Here is a 20,798-nt window from a genome sequence, read left to right on the forward strand (position 1 = left end):
GGAGCGGGGGCACAGCACTGTCCGGACCGGGACCCCCGCTGGGGACGTGACATTGGTGCATCTCGGCACACCAATGGGTCAGCTGGTGCACCTCAGCACACCAATGTCACGTCCCCGGCACGGTGGGTTGCGCGGCGTGGGTTCAGCGCTCTTCAGACCAGGCCGAGGTCAGCCATGGAGTAGGCCGCGCGGTAGTCCAGGCCCCGCTCGCGGACCTTCTCCTCCGCGCCGCTGGCCCGGTCGGCGATGACGGCCACCGCCACGACCTCCGCGCCCGCCTCGCGGCAGGCCTCCACTGCGGCCAGCGGGGAGCCACCCGTGGTGGAGGTGTCCTCGACCACCAGCACCCGACGCCCCGCGATCGAGGGCCCCTCGACCCGCTGCTGCAACCCGTGCGCCTTCTCTGCCTTGCGCACGACAAAGGCATCCAGCCGACCGCCGGCGGCGGCGCGCGCGTGCAGCATGGCGGTCGCGACCGGGTCCGCTCCCATCGTCAGACCGCCCACTGCGTCAAACTCCAGGTCCGCCACGAGGTCATTCATCACCTGACCGACCAACGGCGCCGCCTCCCCGTGCAGCGTGATCCGGCGCAGGTCGACGTAGTAATCGGCCTCCCTGCCGGAGCTCAGCGTCACCCGACCGTGCACGACGGCCAGGGTGCGGATCAGATGCAGGAGTCTGGTGCGCGTGTCAGTCACGACAGTGCAGCCTACCGGCGGGTTGCCGCTGACCTAGAGTGACCGCCATGGGAACCGCACTCGTCACCGGCGCCTCCACCGGGCTCGGCCGGGCCTTCGCCGTCGAGCTCGCGCGTCGCGGCCACGACCTCGTCCTGGTCGCCCGCGACAGGGCGCGCCTCGAGGCCCTGGCTGAGGAACTGCACACCACGTATGCCGTCACCACAGAGGTCCTGCCCGCTGACCTGGCCGATCGGGACCAGACGGAGACGGTCGCCGCCCGCGTGCGGGACGTCGCCCGTCCGGTGGACCTGCTGGTCAACAACGCCGGTTTCGGCCTGCGGCGCGGCTTCACCAGCGGGGACCTGTCCGACGAGGAGCAGGCTCTGGACGTGATGGTGCGGGCCGTGATGGTGCTCAGCCACGCCGCGGCCGGCGCGATGCGCGCGCGGGGCCACGGTGGCATCCTCAACGTCTCCTCGGTGGCCTCGTTCGCAGTGATGGGCAGTTATTCGGCGATCAAGTCGTGGGTGACCGTCTTCAGCGAGGCGCTGTCGGTCGAGCTGGCCGGGACCGGCGTGCTGGTGACGGCCGTCTGTCCCGGGTTCGTGCACACCGAGTTCCACGACCGAGCCAAGATGAACATGTCGGCCCTCCCGGACGCGCTGTGGCTCGAGGCCGACCAGGTGGTCACCGAGGCACTGCGGGACCTGGATGCCGGCCGCGTGGTCTCGGTGCCCTCAGCCGCCTACAAGACGGTCACCGCCGGAATCCGGCTGCTGCCCCGTGGCCTGGTGCGCGGGGTCTCCGCCGGGCTGGCCCGGCGCCGTCGCACCGCGGACCGACCGTCTGTCTAGCCGTCACCGCCACCTAGGCTGGAGAAATGGTTGACCTCTCCACCTCCCGTCTTGTCTCCTCCCTCTTCGAGGTCCGCGCCTGGACCGCCTTCGACGTCGACGGACAGGGACGAATCCTGGCCGGCCACGACGAGCTCGGCAGCACCCAGCTCGTGGAGATCGACAGCGACGGCACCCGCACCCCGCTGACCCGCCTGCCCGGCAAGTGCAGCGGCCGCTATGTCCCGGGGCGGCGCCAAGTGGTCGTGCAGCACGACCAGGGAGGCGACGAGAACCTGCAGCTCTCGCTCCTCGACCTGCCCCGCAGTGAGCCTGCAGGCCTGGACGAGCTCACCCCGCTGGTGCGCGACACCACGGCGATGCACGTGCTGCACGACATCACCGGGTCTGCGTTGACGTACTCCACCAACCGGCGCAACCGGGTGGACATGGACGTGGTGCGTCACGACCTCGCCGACGGCACGGAGACGGTGCTCTACGACGGTGGCGGCTATGTCGCCGACGTCGCGCCGGCCCGCGACGGCCGCTCCGTCGTCGTCACCCGCCTCAGCCTGCAGCCGGCCTCCTCCGCGCTGGACCTCGCCGGCCCGGAGAACATCACGGCCGTGACCGACCCCGACGAGCACGCACTGCACCACCACGTGGCGTGGTCGGCGGATGGAACGGCCCTGGTGCTGTCCAGCAACCACGACCGGGAGTTCGCCGCCGTCCGCCGCCTGTCCCTGGACGGCGCGGAGTGGGCTGACCTGGTCGCCGACGAGGCCCACGACCTGCTCTGCTGGGCCAGCCCGGACGCGTCCGCGCTGATCGTGGGGACACTCGCCGACGGAGCGCTCCGACTGGCGGTGCACAATGCCGACGGAGCCCACCGACACGACCTCGACCTCGGTGCCACCGGCATGGCAGAGGTGGTCTGGTCCGCGGACTCGACCCAGGCCGTGGTGACGGTCACCGGGCCCACGGAACCAGGCGGCATACACCTGATCGACCCGGCTGACGGTGCCACCAGGCGTGTCGTCTCCTCCGCCGAGGAGATGGATCCGACCACGCGGGACCTGCTGGTCCAGCCGACCACCCACCGGGTGCCGACTCCGGACGGCGAGCAGATCCCGTGCTTCGTCTATCCGGCCGCTGGGGCGGGCGACCCGGCGCTGGCCGGTGCCGCGGTGCTGCACGTGCACGGCGGGCCGGAGGCTGCGGCCAACCAGATCTTCCACCCGGTGATCCAGGCTCTTGCCGCCAGCGGGCTGACCGTCCTGGTGCCCAACGTGCGCGGCTCCTCGGGCTACGGAAAGCGTTGGGTCTCCCTGGACGACGGGAGGCTGCGGCTGGACTCCGTGGCGGACCTGGCAGCGCTGCACGCCTGGCTGCCCTCCCAGGGGCTGGATCCCGAGCGCGCGGCGCTCTGGGGCGGCTCCTACGGCGGCTACATGGTGCTGGCCGGGGTGGCGATGCAACCGGACCTGTGGGCGGCGGGCGTCGACATCGTCGGCATCAGCTCCCTGGTGACCTTCCTGGAGAACACCTCCGACTACCGCAGGGCCTACCGCGAGCGCGAGTACGGCTGGCTCGAGCACGACCGCGAGTTCCTGGTGGAGGCCTCCCCGATCACCTACCTGGACGACATCACCGCGCCGCTGTTCGTCATCCACGGAGCGAACGACCCGCGGGTGCCGCTGTCGGAGGCCGAGCAGATCAAGGAGGCCCTCGACGGCAAGGGCGTGCCGTGCGAGCTGCGGGTCTACCACGACGAGGGTCACGGTCTGGCCCGGCGCGAGAACAAGCTGGACGCCTACCCCGCGGCGATCGGTTTCCTGCACGCGCACCTGACCAGGGGCTGAGCGTGCGGATCGCCACCTGGAACGTCAACAGCATCCGCGCCCGCGTCGACCGGGTGACCGCCTTCCTCGAGCGCCACGACGTCGATGTCCTGGCCATCCAGGAGACCAAGTGCCGGGACGACCAGTTCCCACATCTGCCGTTCGAGGCCGCAGGCTACGAGGTGGCCCACGTCGGCCTGAACCAGTGGAACGGTGTGGCCATCGCCTCGCGGGTCGGCCTGCAGGACATCCAGATCGGCTTCGACGGGATGCCTGGCTGGGGCGACCCTATCGGCGCCGAGGCGCGGGCCATCTCCGCGGTGGCCGGTGGCGTGCGGGTCGTCTCCCTCTATGTGCCCAACGGGCGGTCGCTGGACGACCCTCACATGGCCTACAAGCTGGACTGGCTGGCACACCTCGCGGAATATGCCGGCGATCGACTCACCGCCGCACCGGAGGAGCCGACGGTTCTGATGGGCGACTGGAATATCGCGCCCGAGGACGAGGATGTCTGGTCGATGGCGTTCTACGAGAACAGAACCCACGTGTCGGAGCCGGAGCGTGCCGCGTTCCGGGCGGTGCTGGATGCCGGCTTCAGCGACGTCACCCGGACTCACACGCCGGGACCCGGCACCTACACCTACTGGGACTACACCCAGCTGCGCTTTCCGAAGCGCCAGGGCATGCGCATCGACTTCGCGCTCGGCTCACCGGCCTTCGCGGCACGGGTCACCGACGCCTTCATCGACCGGGACGAGCGCAAGGGCAAGGGGGCCTCCGACCACGCTCCTGTCGTTGTCGACCTCGCTCCCTGACTGGGGCGCGCCGCCTCCGTGCTCACGGCCGGGATCCGCGCCGTCCTGGACCTCATCACCTGAGGGTTCTTCCGAGCCACCCACCGACCCGGCGGCCTTGTCGCGCAACCCCGTTGCTATGGTGACCAGTTCCGTCGGCAGGTGGGGTGCGGAGCCCGGGGTGGCCGCGGTCTGCGAACCCCTCAATGGAGCGTCTCGACACCGCGGAGCCACGCGCTCGCACGGGCGGGGCCCTCCGGCCTGCCCGCGGAGCGCCCGTGACGAACCAGTGTTGGGAGACAACCTCATGCATGCCCGTTTTGCCCGCCGCCTCACTGCCCTGGGGCTGGCATCGACCCTCCTCCTCGCCGCGTGCGGAGGCTCCGACGAGCAGGCCGTCCTGGAGGACGCCGCTGCCGAGCTCGAGGACGACCTGACCGACTCCACGGCCGAGGAGGAGCCGGCAGCGGAGCCCGAGGAGGAGGCCACGGAGGAGCCCGCTGAGCAGCTCCGGAGCGGAACGGCCACGACGCTGGGGTCCGTGCCGGACCTGGACTGGACCGAGGTCGCGGAGTCCGCGGACGCCCTGTTGTTGGCCCCGGGCGTGCGGATGCGCGTCACCCAGGTCGCCGAGCTCGAGGAGATCCCGGCAGACCTCGCGGCCGAGGTGGCCACTTCCGCGGGCGACGGCCCGGTCCTGCCCGCCGACGGCGAGAAGGTCCTCGTGGCGACCGTCCTGTCCGAGGACTCCGGGTGGGAGATCGGTGACAACCGTGCCCCCAAGACCGAGGGTCACGTGCGACTCCAGGGCAGCCCGGCCGGCGGCGGCCTCATCGCCCAGCTCGGCTCCGGTGAGCGCTGGCAGCAGACCTATCTGGTGTCGGTGCCCACCGACGCCGGCCCCGAGGACGCGGTGCTCGAGCTCAAGACCGGGGACGCAACGCAGTCCGTCAGCCTGGTCGACGGCCTGCGCACCTCCTCCGACGTGGAGCACATCTATCAGGCCGGCTCCGCGGTGACCCTCGAGGGCGACGGTGCCTACAGCCACGTCTTCGACAGCTGGGGCAGCGGCACGCACGAGATCAACGGCCAGGTCACCGGTGCCGTGATCTCCCCCTATGTCGGCGGGTGGGCCAGGCCGGGCCAGGTCTTCCTCGGCCTGGATCTCGACGCGCGGGACGACACCGGCGTCGACGACGACCTCACCGACCTGCAGCTCGAGCTGCCTGACGGCACCACGATCACCCCGGAGAACGACTTCTCCTCCCTGCGGAACCGCTTCGTCGAGACCGCCTGGTTCCAGGTGCCCGCCGACTCCGAGCAGATCACACTGCACGTGCTGCCCAAGGCCAAGGCCGGCACCAAGGACATCGACTTCGAGTCCCCGGTCGAGGTGCAGCTCACCATCGAGGGTGTGCCTGCCCGCGGCGCCGACTCCGGCGACCAGGCCTCTGCCACCGAGGCCCCGGCCTCCACGGACAAGAGCACGACGACCAAGGAGCCCAGCTCCACGGACTGAAGCCGGGGGTCTTTTCCGGCCGGCTTGTCCGGCCGGCTTGTCCGGCCGGTCAGTCCAGCACTGCACCCAGGCGCGCCAGCAGGGTGTCGGCACGTTCGGCATACACCGGGTCGGCTCCCTGCTGGACCCGCCGCCGGAAGTGCAGGGCCACGAAGAACACCTCGTTGACCAGCCAGCAGCGACCGCGGGCGGCGAGTGCTGCCGGATCACCCTGGCCACCGGCGGCGACATAGGCGCCGAGGTAGCGCTCGATCCGCTCCCGGCTGAGCCGGAGGTACCACGGCTCGAGCCACACCTCGCCGCCGATGAAGGCCAGGTCGCGTGCCGGGTCGCCGATGCCGGCCCACTCCCAGTCGACATAGCGGGGCGTCCCACCGGAGACCAGGATGTTGGGCACCGCGGCGTCACCGTGGACCAGGGAGAACCGGTCCAGCCGCGCGAACTCCGGCTCGGTGGCCGCGAACAGGGCGCGCACCCGCGGCCACAGTTGGGCGATGTCAGCCGCCGCGACCAGGTCGGGGTGGTGGTCGGTCCACCACTGCAGGCTGGCCTCACCGGCACCGAGCATGCTCAACCGTGGCTCCAGACGGTCGGTGGCCGTCACGTCGCCGTGACCGTCGAAGGTCACCTCGTGCAGCCGGGCGAGCTGGGCCGCGTGGGCGGCCAACAAGTCGTCGGTCCAGCCGGCTGCCGGGCGCGGGTGGCCGGGGACGTGCTCGACCACCATGTATGCCGCACCACCTGTCGGGCTGCCCAGCTCGGCTCCGATCGGGTCACCCGAGGTGGCCAGGTGGATCGGGCGCGGGCCGAGCCCGTCCGGGGCCGCGACGAGCGCGGCGAACTCCTCCGACATCGGGCGCGGCAGCGCCGCGATGTCGCGGGGGACGCGCACGACCACGGCACGTGGTCCCTGGCGAGCACGGAGGTCGGCGAGCTCGCGGGAGATCACCAGCCATGCGGCATACGACTCCCCCGTTCCGATCAGGGTCGCATCCGGTGACGGTCGCTCCGGGACACCCCGCCCGTCATCGAGCCACTCCGGGTGGTCCGCGACCAGTGAGGCGACCGACTCGGCCGTGGTCAGGTCGTTGGGGTCACTCACTGCCCGGCAGCAGCCTTGGCGGCCGCCTTCTTCTCCTTCTTATAGGCACGCACCTGGAGCATGCTCTCGGCGTCGACCACGTCCGCGATCGACATGTGCACGCCCTCCCGCCCGTAGTCTCCGGCCGCCTCGCGCCACCCTGGTGTGGACAGGCCGCGCTGCTTGCCGAGCAGGGCCAGGAAGATCTTCGCCTTCTGGTCACCGAAGCCGGGCAGGGCCTTGAGCCGCTTCAGGATCTCGCCACCCTCGGGGTGACCGATGGCCCAGAGCGATCCGGTGTCGCCGTCGTAGTCGCGCACGATCGCGGTGGCCAGGTCGTGAACCCGTTGGCCCATCGACTTCGGGAAGCGGTGGACGGCCGGCGGCGTCGCACAGACGGCGATGAACTCGTCGGGGTCCATGGCGGCGATCTGACCCGGGTCACACGCTCCCAGGCGCTCCTCGAGCTTGCGCGGCCCGGCGAAGGCCACCTCCATCGGGATCTGCTGGTCCAGCAGCATGCCGGTCAGCAGGGCAAAGGGGTTCTCGGCGAGCAGGCGGTCCGCCTCTGGGTCGCCGACGAGGTGCAGTTCACGGCTCATGGGTCCAGGGTACGTCCACCCCGCCCGCCGCAGCCTGAGCAGTCACCCACCCCTGCCTGTCGACGCCGCCTGAGCAGTCCTCTCCGCGCCGCCCATGCGGCGCCAGCCGAGGGCGAGCGCGATGAGGGCGGCCGCGAACGTGGCCAGCGCCGCCCCGGCGAAGACGGTCTGCACCTGGACGACGGCGGCGTCCAGCAGGGCTTCTGAGTCCGTCGGGTCCGGCAGCTGGTTGACCTCCTGCTGGAACCGGCGCAACCCGACCGCGGTGAGGAGCGCCAGCCCGACGACCATCCCGACCATCCGGGAGACCACCACCAGGGAGCTCACCGTCCCGTGGGTGCTGTGGGTGGAGTCCGCGAGGGCAGCGTCGTTGACCGGGGCGATGGCCAGTCCGATGCCGAAGCCGGCCACGACCAGCAGGAGGGTGCCCACGCCCGGCTCGTCGAGGGCGCCGCGGGTCCACCCGGACATCCCCCAGAGTGCCAGGGCGGTGGCCGCCAGGCCGGGCGCGGCGACGATGCCGGGAGCCAGTCGTCTGAGCAGCAGGCCGCCGATCACGGCACCCACCGGCACGGCGACGAGGAACTGGACGAGCACGAAGGCGGCCTCGGTCTCCGAGGTGCCCTCGGTGAGCCGGGCCAGGAGCGGCACGTCGACCACCACGGCGACGATGGCGGTGCCGACCAGCAGGCTGACCACGAGAGCCGGGACGACCTTGCCGTGCACGACACCCCGCGCGATCAGCGGCTGGGCTGCGGTGCGCTGGCGGACCACGAAGGCGACAACGGCCAGCGCCCCGACCGGCAGCAACCACAGCCCCCACGGGCCGAGCACCTCCTGGGCCGGGTCGGCCGAGGAGAAGGTCAGCACCAGGCTGCCCAACGCGATGGCGATGAACAGGGCGCCGAGCACGTCGGCCTGCAGCAGAACGGGCAGCCATCGGCGCGCAGTCAGCAGCAGGAGGAGGAGCAGGGCCAGCCCGGCGACCAGGCCGACCGGCGTCAGCACCCGCGAGGTGGACTCCCCGAACGGGACGAACGGCCCGCCGAGCTCGACCGAGGTGGTCAGCGACTCCGGGGCGATGAGCGCCAAGGACCCGGCCGCCACCGCGACCAGGGCAACAAGCCAGGCCAGGACGGTCACGATCCCGCTCCGGCCAGGCCTGCCGTCCGCCTGGCCCGCGGTCACCCCCTCGGGCCGGATCAGCCACACGCCGACCAGGAACAGCACCCCGAGGAGCGCGTTGACCCAGAAGATCCCCCGCCAGTCGCTGACCAGCAGGATCGCGGCGCCCAGCAACGGCCCCAGGACGGAGCCGAACTCCTGGACCGCACCGACGATGCCCAGCGGCAGGCCGCGCCGACCCGGCGGCCAGAGGTCGGCCACGATCGCCAGGGTGGCCGGGACCAGCCCGCCACCACCGAGCCCCTGGAAGAACCGGCCGCCGATCATCACCGGGAGCTCGACGGCGATGCCGGTGACGAGCGAGCCGACGACAAAGATGCCCAGGCAGGCCAGCAGGATGGTGCGGCGGGAGACCAGGTCGGCCAGCCGACCGATCAGGGGCAGCACGGCGATATAGCCCAGCAGGAAGCCGGAGATGATCGGCGTGCCCTTCTGCAGTGACTCAATGCCCAGGCCCGCGCCGGCCATCATGTCCGTCAGAGCCAGCACCACGACATACGTGTCGGCGGCGGCGAGCGCGACGGCGACCGAGGCGACGGTCAGCAGCGACCGGGCACCCCGGGGCTGGCCGGTGCCGGGCTCGGCGGACACCGTCGAGGTGGCCCCCACGTCAGGGAGCGGTGACGGTGACCGGCTCGCCGTACTGGTCGATGGTCACCTGGTAGGTCGCGTCGTCCGGCGGGTAGAAGGGTCCGGTGATCGTCACGGTGCGGACCTCCCAGTCCTCCTCGATCAGGCCGTACTCGACGTCGAATTCCTGGGTCTCATCGCCCACGAAGAGCAGGTCGACGACCGCCTGACCAGGCACGGTGCCGGTGATCTGCTGGGTGACGTCGGCGCCGACCCGGGTCTGCTCCCCGAACGCCGCACCCTCGGTCTGGGTCAGCAGACCGGCCAGGCCGCTGTCCACGTCAAAGAGCCTGGCCGGGTCCGGGACGCCCAGGTCGTCCGGTGTGGTGGAGATGAAGTCGGGGGCGAAGGGCAGTTTCACATAGAGCGTGTCGTCCACCGCGATCGTGGGGACATCGGCCTGGATCCCGGAGACGTTGGCGGTGATCGTGCCGTCGAAGGCGGGGGGTTCCATCGTCCCGCTGCCCTCGGCCTTGAGGACGATGGCGCTGTCCGGCAGGTCGACACCCTCCAGGACCAGGTGCACACTGCCGGCCTTCGAGAGCACGCTGTGGGCCTGCTCGAGCCGGTCGGCGGCCGTGGCCTCGGTCGTGGTCTCCTCGTCGGTGTCCTCGGACTCCTCGTCGCCACTGCACGCGGTCAGGGTCAGCGCGGTCGCCGCCGCGAGCGCGAGCGACAGGCTCGCTCGCCTCGTGTGCCGGTTGCTCCTCATGGTCCCCTCCGTGCCGATCGCAGATGTCCTGTCGTCAGTATGCCGTCACTCACCGGGTGCGACGGGACCCGTTGGGGTGTGGTTCCGGATCGGGGGGACCGTCGGTGCGTCCGGTCCCCCCGATCCTCACCCCACGGTCCGCTCGGTCGGACGGGGGTCAGGTGAGCGTGATGGTCTGGCCGTCGTCGGCGACACCGACCGTGACCGTGCTGCCGTCGACGATCTCGCCGGCCAGCAGGGCACGGGCCAGGCGGTCGCCGATCTCGGTCTGCACCAGACGGCGCAGCGGACGGGCACCGTAGGCCGGGTCGTAGCCACGCTCGGCCAGCCAGGCGCTGGCGGCCTCGGTGACCTCCAGTCCGATCCGGCGATCCGCCAGACGTCGGGCCAGGTGCTCCACCTGCAGCCCGACGATGGTCGCCAGCTCCTCGCGGCTCAGCGGGTCGAAGATCACGACCTCGTCGAGCCGGTTGAGGAACTCGGGCTTGAACGCGGTGCGGACGGTGGCCATCACCTGCTCGCGCTTGGTCGCCTGGTCGGAGACCGGGTCCACCAGGAACTGGCTGCCCAGGTTGGAGGTCATCACCAGGATCACGTTGCGGAAGTCGACGGTGCGGCCCTGCCCGTCAGTGAGGCGACCGTCGTCGAGCACCTGCAGCAGGATGTCGAAGGTCTCGGGGTGGGCCTTCTCGACCTCATCGAGCAGCACAACCGAGTAGGGACGGCGGCGCACCGCCTCGGTGAGCTGACCGCCCTCCTCGTAGCCGACGTAGCCCGGAGGGGCACCGACGAGGCGAGCGACCGAGTGACGTTCGGAGTACTCACTCATGTCGATGCGCACCATCGCCCGCTCGTCGTCGAACAGGAAGTCAGCCAGGGCCTTGGCCAGTTCGGTCTTGCCGACGCCGGTGGGCCCCAGGAAGAGGAACGAGCCGGTCGGACGGTCCGGGTCGGCGATGCCCGCCCGCGAGCGGCGCACCGCGTCGGAGACCGCGCGGACCGCGGCGTGCTGCCCGATCAGGCGCTCGCCGAGGACGTCCTCCATGCGGAGCAACTTCTCGGTCTCGCCCTCCAGGAGGCGGCCTGCCGGGATGCCGGTCCACATCGAGATCACGTCGGCGACGTCGTCCGCGCCGACCTCGTCCTTGACCATCGGGCTCTCGCCGGTCGCGCCGGCGGTCGACTCGGAGGCCTCGGCCTCCTGCGCCTGCGCGAGCTCCTGCTCGGCTGTGGGGATCTCCCCGTAGAGCACGCGGGAGGCGGCCTCGTAGTTGCCCTCGCGCTGCAGGCGGTCGGCCTGGGTGCGCAGGTCGTCCAAGCGCGCCTTGAGCTCACCGACCCGGTTGAGACCGGACTTCTCCGACTCCCAGCGGGCGGTCAGCGCGGCCAGCTCCTCGCGTTTGTCGGCGAGGTCGGCGCGCAGACGGTCCAGCCGCTCCCGCGAGGCGTCGTCGGACTCCTTCTCCAGGTGCAGCTCCTCCATGGTCAGCCGGTCGACGGCGCGCTGCAGCTCGTCGATCTCCACGGGGCTGGAGTCGATCTCCATGCGCAGCCGGCTCGCCGCCTCGTCGACCAGGTCGATCGCCTTGTCCGGCAGCTTGCGGCCGGTGATGTAACGGTCGGACAGCGTCGCAGCCGCGACCAGTGCGGAGTCGGCGATCGCCACCTTGTGGTGTGCCTCGTAGCGCTCCTTGAGGCCACGCAGGATCGCGATGGAGTCCTCGACGGTGGGCTCTCCGACGTAGACCTGCTGGAAGCGCCGCTCCAGGGCGGGGTCCTTCTCAATGTGCTCGCGGTACTCATCCAGCGTGGTCGCACCGACCAGTCGCAGCTCACCGCGGGCCAGCAGCGGCTTGAGCATGTTGCCGGCGTCCATCGAGCCTTCTGCAGCCCCTGCACCGACCACGGTGTGTAGCTCGTCGATGAAGGTGACGATGCGACCGTCGCTGGAGGTGATCTCGTTGAGGACGGCCTTGAGACGCTCCTCGAACTCACCGCGATACTTCGCACCGGCGACCATGGCCCCCAGGTCCAGGGAGATCAGCCGCTTCTCACGCAGCGACTCCGGCACGTCGCCGGCCACGATGCGCTGGGCGAGGCCCTCGACGACGGCGGTCTTGCCGACGCCGGGGTCACCGATCAGCACCGGGTTGTTCTTGGTGCGGCGGGACAGCACCTGCACCACGCGGCGGATCTCGCTGTCGCGGCCGATCACCGGGTCGAGCTGACCCTCCCGGGCCAGTGCCGTCAGGTCGGAACCGTACTTCTCCAGGGCGTCATAGGTCGCCTCTGGGTCCTGGCTGTCGACCTTTGCGCCACCGCGCAGGGCGGGGATCCGCGCGCGCAGCGCCTCGGCGTCCAGCCCGAAGCGCGAGTCCGCGGCCAGCGCGACCAGCAGGTGGTCGGTGGAGACGTAGGTGTCCCCCATGGCCTGCATCTCCTGCTGGGCCGCCGCCAGGGCAGCCTGCAGCTGACGGGTGGGCTGGGCACTGCCGACGGCGGACCCGCTGGCGCTGGGCAGGCCAGCCAGCACGGTCTCGGCCGCCTGGGTCGCGCTCGCGGCTGAGGAGCCGACGGCATCCAGCAACGGCCCGGTCGTGGTGTCGCGCTGCTGGGCGAGCGCCCGGAGCAGGTGCGCGGTCTCCACCTGTGGGTGACCGGCCGCGGCGGCATCGCGCAGTGCGGTCGACAGGGCCTCCTGGGCCTTCGTGGTCAGTTGCAGGTCCATCGTGTGGGGTTCCCCTTCCTCGGACTACGGTTCACCGTGGTCAACTCAGCCAAAGTTGAGCGTATTCCACTCAACTCTAGTCACGCCCTGCGGGCCGCTGGCCGCGACCCCACGACACGTGAGATATGCCACACTCCGTGCGTTCGGCATACCACATCGACCAGACCAAACTCGCACGCCACGCCCCCTGTGGCTAGTCTGTGCCCTTGTTGCGCGCCACCTGCCCCAACTTTTTGTCCCGCGTCGCGCGCACGTGCCCCCGACCTCACCCCGCCCCGGGCGTGAGTGCTGGCTGATGACGGTCATGTGCCGTGGCAGCCCGCGACAAGGAGAAACAGATGGTCCACGTCCGATCCGCGCCTGCCCGGGCGCCGCACACACGTCGCCTCACGGCTCGCCTCGCCGGCGTCACCACGGTCGCCGTCGTCGCCGCCGGCTTGTCGGCGAGCACCGCTCAGGCGTCCTACACCCCCGAGGTGTGGGACCGCGTCGCCCAGTGTGAGTCCGGCGGCAACTGGAGCATCAACACCGGCAACGGCTACTACGGCGGCCTGCAGTTCCACCCGCAGACCTGGCGGGGTTTCGGCGGCGGCACCTACGCCGGCTACGCCCACCAGGCGAGCAAGGCCGAGCAGATCGCGATCGCCCGTCGCGTCCTGCACACGCAGGGCCCCGGCGCCTGGCCGGTCTGCTCCGTCAGGGCGGGTCTGACCCGCTCCAACGGTGGCGCCGACCCCAACGCCAAGCCCGGTGACGGCCAGGAGCCCGCCCCCGCGCCCGGCGAGCCGGTCACCCGCTGGGTCGACGCCAGCAACGCCGCCAACGTCCGCTCCGGCCCCGGCCTGGGCTACAACGTCGTCGGCGCCAAGGCCCGTGGGGCCGAGGTCCGCGGCACCATGACCAGCGGCTGGCTCAAGATCGGCGACGGCCAGTTCATCAGCGGCTCCATCCTGTCCGACTCCCCCGTGGACGGTGGCCAGCCGGCTCCGGACCCGGGCCCGGTGACCCGCTACGTCAGCGCGAGCAACGCCGCCAACGTCCGCTCCGGCCCCGGCCTGAACCACAGCGTCGTCGATGCCAGGACCCGCGGCGCGCAGGTCAGTGGCGTCATGACCTCCAACGGCTGGCTCGAGATCGCCGAGGGTCGGTTCATCAGCAGCGTCGTCCTGTCGACCTCGCCGGTCAGCGGCGGTGAGGAGCCTGGTGAGGTCACCCGCTATGTCAGCGCCAGCAACGCCGCCAACGTCCGCTCGGGCCCCGGCCTGGGCCACAGCATCGTGGGCGGCAAGGACCGCGGCACGCAGGTCTCCGGCGCGTTGGAGAACGGCTGGCTGCGCATCGGTGAGGGGCAGTACATCAGCAGCGTCGTGCTGTCGAAGTGGCCGGTCTGAGCCTGACCACCTGATCTGACCCCGCTCTGGCGCGGTCCTGGCTAACCGAGCCGGGACCGCGCCATTGCTATGGCCTCGATCAGATCCGGCGCCACATCGGGTGGGCCGGTGGGCGTGCCCAGCGATCGGACGGGCCACCAGCGCACGTCCAGGGACTCCTGGGACACCGCGTGCTCGGCCCCCGCCGGCGCCACCGCTGCGAACCGGACGTCCAGGTGGTGCACGCCGCCCTGGTCGCCGCAGAACGGCACCGCGTGCTCATCCAGGTGGATCGGCACGCTGTCGATCCGGAGCCCCTCGATGCCCGACTCCTCGCTGGCCTCCCGCAGCGCCGCGTCCACCAGTCGTGCGTCCTCCGGCTCGCAGTGCCCACCGAACTGGAACCACTTCTGGGCGCGGGCGTGCAGGGTCAACAGGACCTCCGACCCGTTCTCGGAGAGGACGACGGTGCTCGCGGTGATGTGATCCGGATAGCAGGACCGCTCCATACCGTCCGGGCAGTCGTAGAGGTGCCCGCCGAACCGGTCGCGCAGGGCAGCCTGCTCGGCGTTCGGCGGCACCCACGCAGTGAGGGTCTTCAGGGCGTCCCGGTGCAGTGTCACCTCCCTATTGTCAGGGGGCGTGACACTGGTGCACGACAGGACACCATCCGCACCTCTGGTGCACACCAGGACACCATCCGCACCTCTGGTGCACACCAGGACACCATCCGCACCTCTGGTGCGCACCAGGACACCAACCGCACCTCTGGTGCGCCTGGCGACACCAGTGTCACGTCATCGCCAGACTGCCCCACACGACGAAGGCTCCCGCCGCCAGACCGGCCAACGACTGGACGGGGTGGGTCTGATAGCGACGTGCCGCGGGGATCAGCTCTCGGAGGCTGAGCGCGATCATCATCCCGGCGACCAGGGCCAGGGTGAGCACCAGCAGTTCCGGTGGCAGGACGGCGCGCAGCACGAAGTAGCCCACGAGAGCACCCACCGGCTCGGCGAGACCGGCCACGGTGGCCCAGATGATCGCTGGCCTGCGACGGCCGGTGGCTGCGAACACCGGTGCCGCGACCGCCATGCCCTCCGGCACGTTGTGGATCGAGATCGCAACAGCCAGGCCCACGCCGAGCTCCGGGGACTCAAGCATGGTGAGGAAGGTCATCAGCCCCTCGGGGGCGTTGTGCGCACCAATCACGAGGGCGATCAGCAGGCCGCTGCGCGCCAGCCGAGCGTTGCCCTGCAGCGCTGGCGCGTCACTCTCCACCGCATCGGCGCCCGCAGCGTCGGCGGTCGGCGCGTGCCCGGGGAGCACCACGTCGATCAGCAGCACCAGCGCGCAGCCGACCACAAAGGCGCCCGCGGTCCACCAGATCGGCTGACCCACCCGCGAGTCGCGCAGCGTTGACAGACTCAGCGGCAGGATCTCCAGCACGGAGAGCACGATCATCAGACCAGCCGCGAACGCCAGGCCAAAGGCCAGGGGCCCACGCTTCCGCATCCCCGGGTGCAACGCGAGGAACCCGCCGACCACGGTGGCCAACCCCGCCAGGACCGTGGCCGCGATCGCCCAGATCACGGCCGCTTCCTGTTCACCGTCGGGTCAGCCGCTGACCAGCGCACCAGCACTACCCCTTCAGCGGAAGGCCGCGTGGCCGGTGAGGGCCTGCCCGACCACCAGGGTGTGCATCTCGGTGGTGCCCTCATAGGTCAGCACCGACTCGAGGTTGGCGGCGTGCCGCAGCGGGGAGTACTCCGCGCTGATCCCGTTGGCACCCAGCACGCTGCGGCACTCCCGGGCGATGGCCAGCGCCCGCCGCACGTTGTTGAGCTTGCCCAGGCTCACCTGCGCCGGCGCCAGGGTGCCGGCTTCCTTGAGGCGGGCGAGGTGCCGGGCGAGCAGCACGCCGGTGACGTAGTCCGCGGTCAGGTCCGCCAACTTGGCCTGGGTCAACTGGAACCCCGCGATGGGGCGGTCGAACTGAACCCGGCTGCCGGCATACGAGATCGCCGACTCCAGGCTGTCGCGCGCGGCCCCCATCGCCCCGAAGATGATCCCGAACCGGGCCTCGGTGAGACAACTGAGCGGCCCCTTCAGGCCGGTCACCCCAGGCAGCGCGGCCGACTCCGGCAACCGCACCCCCTCCAGGACCAGCTCACTGGTGACCGAGGCGCGCAGGGACAGCTTGCCGCCGATCTCCGGAGCCGCGAACCCGGGGGTGTCGGTCGGCACGACGAAGCCGCGGATGCCGTCCTCGGTCTGCGCCCAGACGACCGCGACCGCGGCCACCGAGCCGTTGGTGATCCACATCTTCGTGCCGTCCAGCACCCAGTCGCTACCGTCGCGGCGGGCACGGGTCCGCATCCCGGCGGGGTCGGACCCGTGGTCCGGCTCGGTCAGGCCGAAGCAGCCGATCGCCTCACCGGCCGCCAGCTGCGGCAGCCACTCCCGCTTCTGCTCCTCGGAGCCGAAGGCATGGATGGCCTGCATCGCCAGTGACCCCTGCACGCTCACCAGGGAGCGCAGGCCGGAGTCGGCCGCCTCGACCTCGGCGCAGACCAGGCCGTATGCCGTGGGGCTGGCCCCCGCGCAGCCGTATCCACTCAGGTGCATGCCCAGGACGCCGAGCCGGCCGAACTCACGGGCCAGCTCCCGGACTGGGAGTGCCCCGTCGGTGTACCAGGTAGGCAGGTGCGGGCGCACCCGGTCGGCGAGGAACGCCCGGGTCGCGTCCCGCAGGGCGAGATCGTCCTCGCTCAACCCGTGGTCCAGGGCGCCGAGCTCGTCGGGGGTCCAGGTGCGTGCCATCAGTGATCGGCCCCTGCCGGCGGTCGCTGGTCACCGGGTTCGTCGTACCACCCGTCGTGCTCGGTGGCCAACGTCGTGAACCGGTCGCGGAGCCCTTCGTAGGCCCCGCCACCGGAGGCGTCGGGCAGCCGCTGGTCGACGATGTGGACCGCCCACTCGTGGGCCTCGTCGTCGTCCTCGGTGCGCAGCACCTCCCGGATGACCGACACGTGGGCGAACCCCTCCTCCGCGAGTTCGTCGGCCACCGCCTCGGCAGTGTTCCGCTCGGGGAAGATCAACAGGTGCTCGGCCCCGGGCCGGCTGGCGCCCGCGGAGGCCTCTCGCTCGCTGGCGCTCTCCATGCGGTCACTATCTCACCCACCCCAACCTGGACACGGCGAGGCGTCAGGGCACCAGCCAAGGCCGTGGCACAGGCGACGGATACCTGCCCAGGTGTGGCCCCACAGCTGCCGTGGCTGGGATGATGGGCCCATGACCGAGTCCCTGCCCGTCGACTGCTGGCTCACTGACATGGACGGCGTGCTCGTCCATGAGGAGCGCGCGCTTCCCGGAGGTGCCGAGTTCATCACCGAGCTGCTGGAGACGGGGGTGCGCTTCCAGCTCCTGACGAACAACTCGATCTACACACCCCGCGACCTGCGCGCGCGGCTGGCGACCGGGGGCATCGAGGTGCCCGAGGAGGCGATCTGGACCTCCGCCCTGGCGACCGCCCAGTTCCTGGCCGACCAGCGTGAGGCCGGCTCGGCCTACGTCATCGGCGAGGCCGGCCTGACCAACGCCCTGCACGACGTCGGCTACGTGATGACCGACCGGTCCCCGGACTATGTGGTGCTCGGAGAGACCCGCACCTACTCCTTCGAGGCCATCACCCGGGCCATCCGACTCGTCGAGGACGGCGCCCGCTTCATCGCGACCAACCCCGACCCTACCGGCCCCTCGGCCCACGGACCGCTGCCGGCGACCGGATCGGTCGCGGCGCTGATCACCCGGGCGACCGGCGTGGAGCCCTATTTCGTCGGCAAGCCCAACCCCCTGATGATGCGCAGCGCTCTCAACCGCATCGACGCCCACTCCGAGCACACCGTGATGATCGGCGACCGGATGGACACCGACATCGTCAGTGGCCTGGAGGCCGGTCTGCGCACCGTCCTGGTCCTCACCGGATCCACCAGCCCCGAGCAGGTGGACCGCTTCCCGTTCCGGCCGACCCGGGTCTGCGACTCCATCGCCGACGTCGTCCCACTCATCCGTGAGTTTGCGCGCAGGTAAACACAAGGTGAACATCAGGTAACGCACCGCGTGGCTAAAGCCTCGACGTCAGGGCCAGGGTTTGACCAGATTGCTCACGTTCCCTAAGTTTGGTCCGGGTGCCCGTGGGGGGTGCCTTGCAGATCCGCTGGTGCTAGCACGTCCTCGGGCGTTCGGGACCAGCTCAATCCGAATGGGGAATCGTGAACAAGAAGACGACACGCGGGGCCGTAGCGGCCGTCGCGGGACTCGGGATGGTGGCGGTTGGCTTCATGCCGGTCGTCACCGCGAGCGCCGCGCCGGAAGCTGACGACGCCAATGAGCCGCTGGTCAGCAGTGAAGTCACTGCCCAGCTCGAGGAGAACGGCGAAGCCGACGTCTGGCTGAACCTGGCCGACCAGGCCGACCTGTCCGCCGCCTACGACATGTCCTGGGAGGAGCGGGGCGAGTTCGTCTACGACGCGCTGCGCGCCCACGCCGACGCCTCGCAGGCCGACCTTCGCGCCGAGCTGGACGCGGCCGGAGTGGACTACCAGACCTTCTGGATCAACAACTCCATCCGCGTGGAGGGCGCCTCGCTCGACCTCGTCAGCCAGGTGACCTCGGACTCGACGCTGAGCTCGGTCGTGCCGACGCGCACGCCGGAGATCATCGAGTCCGCCCCGGCCGAGACGGCTGTCAACGCCGCCCAGCCGCAGGCGACCACCTGGGGCCTGGACTTCATCAAGGCCCCCCAGATCTGGGAGCAGTACGAGGACACCGGTGAGGGCATCGTCGTCGGCACGTTCGACACCGGCGCCGACGTCTCCCACCCGGCCCTGAACGCCGCCTACCGCGGCACCGGCGGCAGCCACGACTACAACTGGTTCGACAGCACGGGTCAGAGCCCGACGCCGGTCGACCACGGCGAGTCCATCGGCGTGCCCCACGGCACCCACGTGACCGGCACCATGGTCGGCGCGGACGGCGACAACGAGATTGGTGTCGCCCCCGGCGCCAAGTTCATCGTCGCGGCCGGCTGCTGCGTCAACGACGCCCAGGTCTTCGAGACCTTCGAGTGGTTTGTCGCCCCGACCCCGGTCGGCGGCGGCGAGGGTGACCCGGCCATGCGCCCGGACATCGTCAACAACTCCTGGGGCTTCACCGGCCAGCAGGTCCCGGACCCGACCCTGGAGGCCGCTCTGGACGCCTGGGACGCCGCAGGCATCTTCGGTGTCTTCTCCTCCGGCAACTCCGGCTCTGAGGGCCCCCAGCCGGGCCCGAAGTGCGACAACATCTCCTCCCCCGCGTGGAACAACGGCGCGCACTACGTCGTCGCCAACCACACCGAGGACGGCACCATCGCGCCGTCCTCCAGCCGCGGTCCGGGCGAGGACGGTGAGCCGGGCGTCGACATCGCCGCCCCGGGCACCAACGTCGTCTCCTCCGTCCCCGGTGGTGGCTACGAGGCCTGGAACGGCACGTCCATGGCGGCGCCGCACATCTCCGGTGCCGTCGCGCTGCTGTGGAGCGAGTTCCCGCACCTGCAGGGCGACCAGGCCGCGACGATCGAGGCCCTGGACGCGGCCGCGATCGACCAGGCCGACCCGAGCTGTGGTGGCCCGGAGGGCAACAACCCGACCTTCGGTGAGGGCACCCTCGACCTGGTCGCGCTGTTCGAGTCCGTCACCCCGCCCGCTGAGGCCCCCGAGGTCGAGCGCGTCGGTGGTGCGCACCGTTACGAGACCGCTGACCTGGTCTCCGACCTCTACGCCGACGTCGAGACGGTCTACATCGCCTCCGGCCAGAACTACCCCGACGCCGTGACCGGTTCCCCGGCTGCTGCGCAGGGCAAGATCGACATCGCCGGTGTGATGAACACCCCCGACGGCAACCCCGCCCCGGTGCTGCTGTCGAAGGTGGACAGCCTGACGAACTCGACCCAGGCTGCGCTCGACGAGCTCGCCCCGGACAACGTGATCCTCCTCGGCGGCGAGAGCATCATCAACGCCGACGTCGAGGCAGAGCTCGCAGCTGACTACAACGTCAACCGCGTTGCTGGTGAGGACCGTTACGAGACCGCCGCCAACCTGGCCAAGATGTTCGAGGGCGCCGACAAGGTCTACGTTGCCGCCGGCAACGACAACGCCTTCTCCGACGCGCTCACCAGCTCGGCGCTGGCCGGGTCCGAGGACGCTCCCGTCCTGCTGACCAAGCCCGACGCCGTCCCCGCGGTCACCGCCGCGGCCCTGGAGGAGCTCGACCCCTCCGAGATCATCGTGATCGGTGGCACCGAGACCATCGACGACGAGACCGCCGCCGAGCTCGGCGCGACCGGTCGCCTGGGTGGCGCGAACAAGTTCGAGACCGCTGCCGCGATCTCGGCCGAGTACGCCGCCGACGTCCCGACCGTCTACGTCGCCAGCGCCAACGACTACCCGGACGCCCTGGCGTCCTCGTCGCTGGCCGGCTCGCAGGATGTCCCGGTGATCGTTGTCAAGGGCACGCACGACGCGTCCGACGACAAGATCCCGGCCGTCATCAAGGAGGCGCTGAAGACCCTTTCCCCGGAGAAGGTCGTCATCGTCGGTGGCCCCGAGGCCGTCGACTCCAGCGTCGAGGAGTGGCTGAACAACCCCGCCAGCTGGCAGTGAGGATCTCGTTGAGATCCTGAGTCCTCGGACTCACAGCTGACCTAGAGCCGCCGGGTCGGAGCATCTGCTCCGGCCCGGCGGTTCTGTGTGTGCGGCAACCCGTGTCCACGACTCTGGTTGAC

The 20,798-nt window shown here is 70.8% G+C and carries 17 protein-coding genes; 7 read left to right on the forward strand and 10 right to left on the reverse strand.

What is annotated here, in order from left to right:
- Window positions 1-152: 152 nt before the first annotated feature.
- Window positions 153-698 carry an orotate phosphoribosyltransferase gene (gene pyrE / locus DPQ65_RS11530; protein ID WP_114907451.1) on the reverse strand — a complete coding sequence of 182 codons (546 nt, stop codon included), beginning with the start codon at window positions 696-698 and terminating at the stop codon, window positions 153-155.
- Window positions 699-745: 47 nt separating this feature from the next.
- On the opposite strand from pyrE, the gene DPQ65_RS11535 reads away from it, so the two are divergent.
- The 4 genes from DPQ65_RS11535 (at window position 746) to DPQ65_RS11550 (ending at window position 5,667) form a co-directional block, all read left to right on the forward strand.
- Window positions 746-1,534 (forward strand): SDR family NAD(P)-dependent oxidoreductase, encoded by a 789-nt coding sequence (locus DPQ65_RS11535; protein WP_114907452.1) that lies wholly within the window; start codon window positions 746-748, stop codon window positions 1,532-1,534.
- A 26-nt stretch (window positions 1,535-1,560) separates the two neighbouring features.
- On the forward strand, window positions 1,561-3,375 hold the full coding sequence (locus DPQ65_RS11540; protein WP_114907453.1) for a S9 family peptidase: 1,815 nt from the start codon (window positions 1,561-1,563) through the stop codon (window positions 3,373-3,375).
- 2 nt (window positions 3,376-3,377) lie between these two features.
- Window positions 3,378-4,169, forward strand: a complete 792-nt coding sequence (locus tag DPQ65_RS11545; protein WP_114907454.1) for an exodeoxyribonuclease III — start codon at window positions 3,378-3,380, stop codon at window positions 4,167-4,169.
- Window positions 4,170-4,455: 286 nt separating this feature from the next.
- Window positions 4,456-5,667 carry a hypothetical protein gene (locus tag DPQ65_RS11550; protein WP_162802181.1) on the forward strand — a complete coding sequence of 404 codons (1,212 nt, stop codon included), beginning with the start codon at window positions 4,456-4,458 and terminating at the stop codon, window positions 5,665-5,667.
- A gap of 49 nt (window positions 5,668-5,716) precedes the next feature.
- On the opposite strand, the gene DPQ65_RS11555 is transcribed toward DPQ65_RS11550, so the two are convergent.
- The 5 genes from DPQ65_RS11555 to clpB form a co-directional block, all read right to left on the reverse strand.
- Window positions 5,717-6,769 carry a phosphotransferase family protein gene (locus tag DPQ65_RS11555; protein ID WP_114907456.1) on the reverse strand — a complete coding sequence of 351 codons (1,053 nt, stop codon included), beginning with the start codon at window positions 6,767-6,769 and terminating at the stop codon, window positions 5,717-5,719.
- The gene (locus DPQ65_RS11560) at window positions 6,766-7,350 is read right to left on the reverse strand and encodes an HhH-GPD-type base excision DNA repair protein (protein ID WP_114907457.1); all 585 of its coding nucleotides are present in this window, start codon (window positions 7,348-7,350) and stop codon (window positions 6,766-6,768) included. The genes DPQ65_RS11555 and DPQ65_RS11560 overlap by 4 nt, the downstream gene beginning before the upstream one ends.
- 42 nt (window positions 7,351-7,392) lie before the next feature.
- On the reverse strand, window positions 7,393-9,144 hold the full coding sequence (locus DPQ65_RS11565) for an MFS transporter (RefSeq protein WP_238146801.1): 1,752 nt from the start codon (window positions 9,142-9,144) through the stop codon (window positions 7,393-7,395).
- A 1-nt stretch (window position 9,145) separates the two neighbouring features.
- A complete protein-coding gene (locus tag DPQ65_RS11570; RefSeq protein WP_114907458.1) occupies window positions 9,146-9,877 on the reverse strand; it encodes an LppX_LprAFG lipoprotein in 732 nt (243 codons plus the stop codon).
- A gap of 157 nt (window positions 9,878-10,034) precedes the next feature.
- Entirely contained in the window at window positions 10,035-12,605 is a 2,571-nt protein-coding gene (clpB, locus tag DPQ65_RS11575) for an ATP-dependent chaperone ClpB (protein WP_114907459.1), read from the reverse strand.
- A 338-nt stretch (window positions 12,606-12,943) separates the two neighbouring features.
- Here clpB and DPQ65_RS16350 point away from each other — a divergent pair, with 338 nt between their 5' ends.
- Window positions 12,944-13,996, forward strand: coding sequence for a transglycosylase family protein (locus tag DPQ65_RS16350; RefSeq protein ID WP_114907460.1), 1,053 nt, complete (start codon window positions 12,944-12,946; stop codon window positions 13,994-13,996).
- Between the two features lie 41 nt (window positions 13,997-14,037).
- Here DPQ65_RS16350 and DPQ65_RS11585 read toward each other — a convergent pair whose 3' ends face one another.
- The 4 genes from DPQ65_RS11585 to DPQ65_RS11600 form a co-directional block, all read right to left on the reverse strand.
- Complete coding sequence (locus tag DPQ65_RS11585) at window positions 14,038-14,598, reverse strand: NUDIX hydrolase (protein WP_114907461.1); 561 nt, start codon at window positions 14,596-14,598, stop codon at window positions 14,038-14,040.
- Window positions 14,599-14,767: 169 nt separating this feature from the next.
- Complete coding sequence (locus tag DPQ65_RS11590; RefSeq protein WP_114907462.1) at window positions 14,768-15,565, reverse strand: ZIP family metal transporter; 798 nt, start codon at window positions 15,563-15,565, stop codon at window positions 14,768-14,770.
- 57 nt (window positions 15,566-15,622) lie between these two features.
- Window positions 15,623-16,795 (reverse strand): acyl-CoA dehydrogenase family protein, encoded by a 1,173-nt coding sequence (locus DPQ65_RS11595; RefSeq protein WP_114907463.1) that lies wholly within the window; start codon window positions 16,793-16,795, stop codon window positions 15,623-15,625.
- Window positions 16,795-17,136 (reverse strand): ribonuclease E inhibitor RraB, encoded by a 342-nt coding sequence (locus tag DPQ65_RS11600; RefSeq protein ID WP_114907464.1) that lies wholly within the window; start codon window positions 17,134-17,136, stop codon window positions 16,795-16,797. The genes DPQ65_RS11595 and DPQ65_RS11600 overlap by 1 nt, the downstream gene beginning before the upstream one ends.
- A 130-nt stretch (window positions 17,137-17,266) precedes the next feature.
- On the opposite strand from DPQ65_RS11600, the gene DPQ65_RS11605 reads away from it, so the two are divergent.
- Both DPQ65_RS11605 and DPQ65_RS11610 read left to right on the forward strand, forming a co-directional pair.
- A complete protein-coding gene (locus DPQ65_RS11605) occupies window positions 17,267-18,064 on the forward strand; it encodes an HAD-IIA family hydrolase (protein WP_114907465.1) in 798 nt (265 codons plus the stop codon).
- Window positions 18,065-18,246: 182 nt separating this feature from the next.
- Window positions 18,247-20,676, forward strand: a complete 2,430-nt coding sequence (locus DPQ65_RS11610) for a cell wall-binding repeat-containing protein (protein ID WP_162802182.1) — start codon at window positions 18,247-18,249, stop codon at window positions 20,674-20,676.
- The last annotated feature ends 122 nt before the right edge of the window (window positions 20,677-20,798 follow it).

It is taken from the genome of Ornithinimicrobium murale (assembly GCF_003352835.1).
Taxonomy (GTDB): Bacteria; Actinomycetota; Actinomycetes; order Actinomycetales; family Dermatophilaceae; genus Ornithinicoccus; species Ornithinicoccus muralis.